The following is a 7,597-nucleotide window of genomic DNA, read 5'->3' on the forward strand; positions in this document are numbered from 1 at the left end:
GTTGCGGACAAGGGCCGTACAACATCGTGCCCGAACCGCACCCTTCCCCCTCGACGACAACTCTCCTGGCAGGTGCGGAATGAGCAGTAAGGCACGCAAGCAGCAGCGACGCCACTACGACCGCGTACGCGCCGCCCGAACGTACGCCGCCACCGCGGACCGCATGCGCATCGAACGCACCCTCGCCGAAGCCCGGCAGGCCACCCCCGAACTCGTCGCCGTGCTGGCCACCAAGGACGAGGTCTGGTCGGTGGGGCCGCTCATGTGCGTACTACCGCCGCTGCTCGATGAGTTCCCCGACGAACTCAAGCAGGTCGTCGACCGGCGCCGGCGAGCCACCCTCACCTGCACCTGTGATTGCGGCGGCATGGTGCGGTGGGTCCGGCCGAACGTCGCCGAGCTGCGGCACATCGGCGACTGCCCCGCCACCGACGAGAACATGACCGCGCTCGGCGCGAAGCACGGCATCCCCTTCGTGAGGTGGGCATGAGCGGGAGCGGCAGCCGCACAAAGGTAGAGATCCCGGCATGGCTGGCGTCTGCCGCCGCTCAACTCCTGCACTCGTACGAGACGCAGCAGCGGCGTGAGGACGACGCCTATCGGCGCGGCTACATCGAGGGGCACCGTGCCGGCTGGGAGGTCGGTTACGGGCACGCTCACGAGGAGATGGCCCGCGAGTGGGCGGCCATCTGGGCTCCTGTGAAACGGCTCGGCGCGGCTACCGCCACAAGCCACGAGGAACTGCAGCGCAGACGGGCCGATCCAGGCGGTGCTGCGTACGTGGCACGCCTGTCCCGGCACGGCAGCGAGTACGAAGGCGGCGCCGTCGACTGGGACTCCGGCCGCCCGGTTCGGAGGAGCGCGTGACCACGCACGACCCCGAACCGCAGCACCTCTCGGACGCTGCCCAAAACTTCCTGAAAGACGTCTTTCCGCGTACACAGGAGGCGAACGGCCGCGTCCACGATGAACGGCGCTGTACGGTGTGCCACGAGCAGGACTGTGAATGCTGGCCGCCTGGCGTTCACAACGGTTTCGACGAGGACGTCCGTCGCATCATGGGCGATGCTCGCGACGCCGACCTCATCAAGGGCGTGTTTCCCAGCCCCGCGCTGCTCTCCGGACTTGCCTGGAGCTCGCCAGGGTCGGACTACGACCGGCCACTCCCCGCCTTCCCCACGCACGCGCTGCCCGGTCGTCTCGGCGAGTTCGCTCGCGCGGTGGCCACCTACACGCAAACCCCCGTCGACATCGCAGGACTGGCCATTCTCGGCTGCCTGTCCGTCGCGGTCGGCGGATTCGCCACCGTGACCGGCCAGTGGACGGAGAAGACGCTCAACCTCTTCGCGGTGTCCGTGGCCGACTCAGGCGACGGCAAGAGCCGAGCGTTCGACCTGGTCGCGCCCGCCGTCTACCGGCTGGAATCTCGGCTGCGCTCCGTCTGGAAAGCCAGGTACGGCGACAGCGCCGAGGACCTCGAAATCGCCATCAAGGTGCGCGACCGCCTCATTGCAAAGCTGGCCGAACCCGGCGATCCTGCCAAACGCGCCAGGCTGCGCGCGGAACTCGACGCCGCCAAAGAGACCATCCGGGAACTCGCCGGCCCGCCTGAGCCTGTACTGCTCGCTGGTGACGTCCTGGCCGAAGGGCTCGGCCAGATGATGCACGAGCACAGCAACCACGTCGGGATCATCTCCAGCGAGGGCCCGTTTCTTGGCAACATCCTGGGCCGGTACAACGGCGGCAAGCCCACGCTGGATTTGGTGCTGATCGCCTGCGACGCGTCCGAGCCCTACCGGAATCGGCGCGTCACCCGCGGCAACTTTGAGATCGAACGGCCCAGCTTGGCCCTGGCGTTGAGCGTTCAGCCGGTCGTCATCCGCGAAGCCGTCGTGCTGCCGGTGGCTGTCGAGCGCGGCCTGTTCAATCGGTTCCTTCTGGCCGCGCCGCCGTCGATGGCGGGAAGTCGCGACCAGAAGCCGCCGCACGTGGACCCCGACCTGATTCGCCACTGGTACGACTCCGTTGACGCGGCCTTCCGTGCGGTCCGACCGGATGAGAAGTTGCACGACGAGAACGGCGAACCCGTCCCGCCCGTGCCGCTGGTGGTTGGCCCGGAAGCTGAAGATCTGCACTTCACGTGGCGGTCAGCGATTGAGCCGCGTCTCGATGCTGACAGCGGAGACCTGGCCGCTATCAAGGGGTGGATTGGACGCTCGGGGGGCATGGCGTACCGGATCAGTGGGCTGCTGCACCTGGCGGCCGGGCACAGCCATAAGACGCTCATTTCGGTTGAGTCGATGGCGAACGCCCTCGACATCGTCGACTACGCCATCCCGCACACGTTGAACCTGCTGGCCGGCGGAACGGGGGTGAGCGCGAGCAGGCTCAACGTGGAAGCGCGCGAGGTGCTCGGCTGGTTGCGCAGGAAGGGGTTGGCCGAGTTCACGGTCTCCGACGTGGCCAAGGGGATGAAGGGCCGCCGCTGGGTGCAGTTGACGGGCGCTGACGGGGTACGAAAGGCAGTCGCCGAGCTGGCGCGTGCGGGCTGGCTGGCGAGTGTTCAGCGGCAGGATGCGGCTGGGCGGCAGCGGCCGGACGGCCTGTTCGTGGTGCATCCGCAAGTTTTGAGGGACGGACAGTGACCGCGTCCGGAGCAAGACGCTTGGGATGTTTGGGATGTCCAGGTCGGCGGCATCCCAAGTGCTACGGCGTCTCTGACCTGCGGCGATGGAGACACTTGGGATACTTGGGATGTTTGGCATGGGGGCGTGTGCGGGAACGCGTTTCCGGATTCCCCGCCCCGGCCACACGGTCACCGATTGTGACATCCCAAGTGTCCCCCTCGACATCCCAAGTGTGGGGTCGGACATCCCAAGTGTCCCTGCTCGATGGGGGATGGATGCCTCGTTTGGCTAGGTATATATATACAAGATCAAACTACTCTCTGTATATCATTCTTACCTTTCTTCTCACCACACAGTCATGCTGTCGCGGATTCAGAACTACTGGCATCCCAAACATCCCAAACATCCCAAGTGATCTTCGTTGGTTACGGAACGTGTAAGGCCAACCCTCGACATCGACAGGGGAACGTCATGAACCTCGCACCCGGTAGCGTCACCGCCCTCGCCACCCCGGCCGAGCCGTACAAGGTCCACATCGAACAACTCGACGGCGATCCTTGCCCCGGCATCGTCGGCGACCACCCCGTCGTCGCATGGGCAGTCGTCTGCGACATCCACGAGGATGGCGAGCCCTACACCACCGTCGAACCTGTCTTCCTGTGCCGCGGCGTCCTGCGAGTCCTGGGACAGTTCCTCGACAACCCGCACGCCATGTTCGACGTCGATGTGCTGCCGGCATGAGCCGCAACATCGACCCCGACGCGATGTGGTACCTCAGCCGGCACCTCATCCGCTTCCCCTACCTGCCAGACGCCCTCTACGACCGGCACACCCGGACAACAGGCCGATACCTGCACGTCACCCCCGCCTCGCCGATCAGGCTGCGCCGGGCGGCAGAACAGCTCTGCCGCCAGTTCGACTACGAGACCGGGATGGGCGTCGGCTACAACGCCGAACACCCGCCCGGCAGCCACGTCACCGTCGTCCTCATCCCGTCCGGGGAACACTGCGTCGGCCGCGCCGAACTCATCGCCGGGGCAATCGGCGTCAACACCCGCGACTACCGGGACGGCCCCGCCGCCACATGGGTGTACGTACACCCATACGAGCGCGGACGCGGGCTCATCGACCACACCTGGGCGCACATGAACCGGCACTGGCCCGGCATCCAACTCGCCGGCCCCTTCACCAAAGCAGGCGAGCGACTCCGGAACCGACTACAGCCTCCCGATCGCGCCCGCCAGAACGCCGAACCCCGCCCGACCCATGGAACCGCCCCCATGGCCCCAACCCATGGAGGCGCCCCCAACAAGGAGACCTTCATGACCAACGCCATCCCCCCAACCTGGGACACCATCGCCACAACCGAACCCCTCATCGCCGCCCTCGACTCCCTCACCGACCACGCCATCCGCGGCATCCCCGCCAGCGACACCCGCTGGTGCGCCAACGACTTCTTCCACACACACCTGAAGCCGTTCATCGGCGAACTCGTCGGATGGACGCGCGGCTACCCCATCGACGAAGCCAGAGAACCAGGCACCACCTGGAAACCCCTCGACCTCCGCCCCCACCTCGACGGCACCGAGGAACAGCTCCGCAGACCGGCCACCAACCCCTACGAGGAAATGCTCCGCACCAGCGAGGCATACGACGTCGTCTATCAGCGGCTACTCGCCAAGCTGCCCAACTGCCGAAACTGCACCTGCGCATGACGCCTGGAGCCCCCCACATGAGTCACGAACCCCCATACACCGTCCACGACGGCACAGCAGTCCCCACCATCAACGGCCTCGCCCTCCTCTGCGGCATCACCCCCGAACAACTCGCCGCCGAACTCAACCGACTCGCCAACAACCCCGACGAAGAGTTCCCCGAACTCTGGATCCGCCGCGCCGCCAACACCCTCAAACGCGACCTCCTCAGCCACGGATACGCCGGCCTCCTCCCCGCCACCCTCGACCGGCTCGCCGACCAGCAGGACGACTCTGACGACGGAGGGCCCCATGCGTCAGCTTGACCCCATGCGTGGCGGCGCCATCTGGTGCGAGCAGCACCAGCGCTGGGAGTGCTCCAAGCGCACCAAGACGGCGCCCGTCTGTCACGGCATCGCCATCGCCGGCATCGACCGTTGCAGGATGCACGCCGGCGAGAACGTCGACCTGGCCAAGGCCAAGGGCGAGGCGATGACGGCGTGGGCGGCGTGGACCGGCGAACAGCTCGTGTCTTCCACAGACGCGGTGCTCGGCATGCTGCAGCTGTCATGGCTGCGCGCCGAGCTGCTGGGCCAGTTGCTGCGCCAGCAGTTCACCCAGGCGCAGGCGGCGGCCGACGAAGACGGCGGCGGGCCGGGTGGCGAGCATCCCGAGCTCGGCCCAGGCCGCGGCCTGGTCGGGCACACGCGGGCGGCAGCCAAGGACATCGGCATCTTCGTGTCGGGCGAGGCCCCTCGAGCGTTGACCGTTCTGGAGGGGCTGGAGCGTGACCGGGTGGTCAAGTACGCCAAGGTCGCGCACGACATGGGGATCGCAGAGCAGCAGGTGCGGATTGCTGAGCAGTACGGGCAGATGCTCGCCGACGTGATCCGGGGATCGCTCGACGCGCATCTGGACCGGGTGCTGGGCGTGCTCGGCGACGACCCGCGGGCGCACGCGATTCAGCAGGCGTGGCCGGAGTGGATGAACACGATCGTGCCCGCGCAGATCGCGGCCATCGCGCCGGGCGGTGTGGCATGACGGGCCGGTTGTCGCGTTCGCAGGTGCTCGACCAGGCGGTGTTCGCGCTCGAGCTGGCCGCTGGCACCGCGACCCCGGACACGGCTCTTGCTGCGATCCGCAACGCGCTGGGCGACCTTGACGCCGCGGACGTTCGCAGGGTGGCGGCCTGCTTGGCGTGGAACGCGGTGCGGGCGATGCCGCCGGCGGATGTGCAGCGGTGGATTCAGCAGTTGAGCCTGGAGCATCTGCTGAGCTTGGAGGGCGGCGATGGCCGTGCCGCCCGTCCCGAGTGACCGCCGCCGACCGGGCGCAACGCCTGTGGCGGCCGTGGACGGCCTAGGAGCGGGCGGTGCGGCCTGGGAGTCTCGGAATGCTGCGTTCTCGCGTCTGCAGGGCTTTCAGGCCGCCGGCGTCGGGCTTGCGCTGCCGAACGGCTGGGTGGTGTTGTCGCCGCCGGCTGCGCGGCATTGCAGGAGCGCGCTCACGGTCGCTGTGCAGGCGAACCGCCGGGACGGCATCGGCCTGCCCGCGGAAGTACGCGAGTTGATAAAGCTGCTGGTCGTGGCCGTGGAGGCTTCCGCGCTTCCGGAGACGGAAGTGCCTAAACGGGGCATACGCGCACTCTCGGGGCGTTGGGAGGTTGGCCCTGCGGCCGACTCCCGGGAGTCGGGATTAGGCCCTCGTCCTCCCGCGGATGTCGGCACCGCCGCGGCGCACCTCGGCATCACACCCCGCGGAGTGCGGGACCTGTGCAGCCGGGGTGCGCTGCCGGCCGCGAAGTTCAGCGGTCGGTGGTTCATCGACTGGGTCGACCTCGAGGAGTTCGCGCACCTGCGCGCCTCTCGAGAGGCAGGCGTCCCCAGTGACCCAGGAATCCGGACCGAACGGCAACGCGAGTCCGCCTGAACCATCGCCAGCTGTCAAGCAGCTGGCCGCCAGCCTGACGGTAGTCCTGGCCAGGGTCGCCGGGACCGGTCCGGGCGGCCAGGTCACCCGGAAGGACGTGCTCGACGCCCACGCGGTGATCCGGGAGCGGGCCCGCCGCTTCGCGCAGATGCGCGCCGGCCAGACGCCCGCCGCCCAGCCGGCCCCTCAGGCGAAGGCGGCGCCGACGGCCGCGCCGCGGAAACCGTCCTGGACGCCGCCGCGCGGCGCAGACCCGCGGGTGTACGCCGCGAACCCGCTCGTCGACCAGGCGCGGCAGCAGGCGGGCGTCCAGCAGATCGCCGGCGAGGCGAAGAAGTCGCCGCCCACGCTGTTCTCTGGCGGCGACCTTCCGCCGTTCACCGCCTCGGGGATCGACCCGCAAGAGCTCGCCAAGGTGCCGTGGTTTGCCCGGCACGCGCTGGCCGCCGTCGAGTCCAGGCAGGAAGCGCTCGAGCTGCTGGCCGCCTATGCCGCCGCGGACGGTGACATCGCCGCGCAGGCCGACCGGGCAGACCTTCACCCTGGCAACCGCGCCTACCAGGAGCGCGTGGACGGCTGGCTACGCGATGCGCACGCGCAGGCGAACGCGTCAGCGCGGTCCCGCATGCTCGACCACGCGGCCGACGAGCACGCCGCACGGGTGCAGGCCCGCCGCACGGCTGAAGCGGACGGCAGCTTCGACCACCTGTTCACCCGGCAGCCGCCGGCGGGGGATGCAGCGTGAGCGCGCCCCGCTACCAGGTGGTCGCTGCCTGCGTGACGAACATCCCGTCCGCGGCGGTATCGACGGTGCTGCCTGGCCGGAAGACGCTGATCACGTTGATGCAGGGCCAGCTTCTGCCTGCTGACGTGCCGTCGGAGACGATTCGCCGCCTGCTCGATGGCGGCTACATCGCCGAGATCGACGGCTGATCGGCGGCTGTCCATGCCCGGTACCCCCCTCGCCGAAGCGTTCGTCCGCGTCCGCGCCGACACCGACCGCGTCCGCGACGACGTCCGCGACGAATTCGGGCGGGCCGGCGGCGAAGCAGGCGACGAGTTCGGCAAGAACTTCTCCCGCGACGCGGCTGGCCGGCTGCGCGACTCCCGCGGCCGGTTCGTCGTCGAAGGCCGCGGCCTCGGCGACGCCGCCGGCGACGGCTTCAACGACGGGTTCGGCCCGAAGCTCAACGACTCGTCCGGCCGGCTCCGCACCCAGCGCCCCCGGTTCGAGGCCGAAGGTCGCCGACTTGGGGAAGCGGCCGGGGACGGCGCCAACGACGGGTTCGGCGACAAGCTGCGCGGCATCGGAGACGTCGCAGGCCGAGTCTTCGACCTGATCACGCC

11 protein-coding genes are annotated in these 7,597 nt (G+C 68.8%); all 11 read left to right on the top strand.

The annotated features are described in order from the left end of the window. Positions 1 to 79: 79 nt before the first annotated feature. On the top strand, positions 80 to 490 hold the full coding sequence (locus ACIBQ8_RS49940) for a hypothetical protein (protein ID WP_397195738.1): 411 nt from the start codon (positions 80 to 82) through the stop codon (positions 488 to 490). Between the two features lie 373 nt (positions 491 to 863). Beyond that, positions 864 to 2,645 carry a YfjI family protein gene (locus ACIBQ8_RS49945; RefSeq protein WP_397195739.1) on the top strand — a complete coding sequence of 594 codons (1,782 nt, stop codon included), beginning with the start codon at positions 864 to 866 and terminating at the stop codon, positions 2,643 to 2,645. Positions 2,646 to 3,098: 453 nt separating this feature from the next. Then, positions 3,099 to 3,368, top strand: coding sequence for a hypothetical protein (locus ACIBQ8_RS49950; RefSeq protein WP_397195740.1), 270 nt, complete (start codon positions 3,099 to 3,101; stop codon positions 3,366 to 3,368). Further along, positions 3,365 to 4,342: a hypothetical protein gene (locus ACIBQ8_RS49955; RefSeq protein WP_397195741.1), complete on the top strand. Its 978-nt coding sequence runs from the start codon at positions 3,365 to 3,367 to the stop codon at positions 4,340 to 4,342. The genes ACIBQ8_RS49950 and ACIBQ8_RS49955 overlap by 4 nt, the downstream gene beginning before the upstream one ends. A gap of 17 nt (positions 4,343 to 4,359) precedes the next feature. Next, on the top strand, positions 4,360 to 4,647 hold the full coding sequence (locus ACIBQ8_RS49960) for a hypothetical protein (RefSeq protein WP_397195742.1): 288 nt from the start codon (positions 4,360 to 4,362) through the stop codon (positions 4,645 to 4,647). Next, positions 4,634 to 5,362, top strand: coding sequence for a hypothetical protein (locus ACIBQ8_RS49965; protein ID WP_397195743.1), 729 nt, complete (start codon positions 4,634 to 4,636; stop codon positions 5,360 to 5,362). The genes ACIBQ8_RS49960 and ACIBQ8_RS49965 overlap by 14 nt, the downstream gene beginning before the upstream one ends. Further along, complete coding sequence (locus tag ACIBQ8_RS49970) at positions 5,359 to 5,637, top strand: hypothetical protein (RefSeq protein WP_397195744.1); 279 nt, start codon at positions 5,359 to 5,361, stop codon at positions 5,635 to 5,637. Before ACIBQ8_RS49965 ends, ACIBQ8_RS49970 begins: the two co-directional genes overlap by 4 nt. Beyond that, entirely contained in the window at positions 5,612 to 6,250 is a 639-nt protein-coding gene (locus ACIBQ8_RS49975) for a helix-turn-helix domain-containing protein (protein ID WP_397195745.1), read from the top strand. The genes ACIBQ8_RS49970 and ACIBQ8_RS49975 overlap by 26 nt, the downstream gene beginning before the upstream one ends. After that, entirely contained in the window at positions 6,207 to 6,995 is a 789-nt protein-coding gene (locus ACIBQ8_RS49980; protein ID WP_397195746.1) for an E3 binding domain-containing protein, read from the top strand. Before ACIBQ8_RS49975 ends, ACIBQ8_RS49980 begins: the two co-directional genes overlap by 44 nt. Next, complete coding sequence (locus ACIBQ8_RS49985) at positions 6,992 to 7,183, top strand: hypothetical protein (protein ID WP_397195747.1); 192 nt, start codon at positions 6,992 to 6,994, stop codon at positions 7,181 to 7,183. Before ACIBQ8_RS49980 ends, ACIBQ8_RS49985 begins: the two co-directional genes overlap by 4 nt. 13 nt (positions 7,184 to 7,196) lie before the next feature. Continuing rightward, positions 7,197 to 7,597 (top strand): hypothetical protein (locus ACIBQ8_RS49990; RefSeq protein ID WP_397195748.1); only part of this gene is annotated, 401 nt, incomplete at its 3' end.

This window comes from Nonomuraea sp. NPDC049646, from assembly GCF_044465525.1.
Taxonomy (GTDB): domain Bacteria; phylum Actinomycetota; class Actinomycetes; order Streptosporangiales; family Streptosporangiaceae; genus Nonomuraea.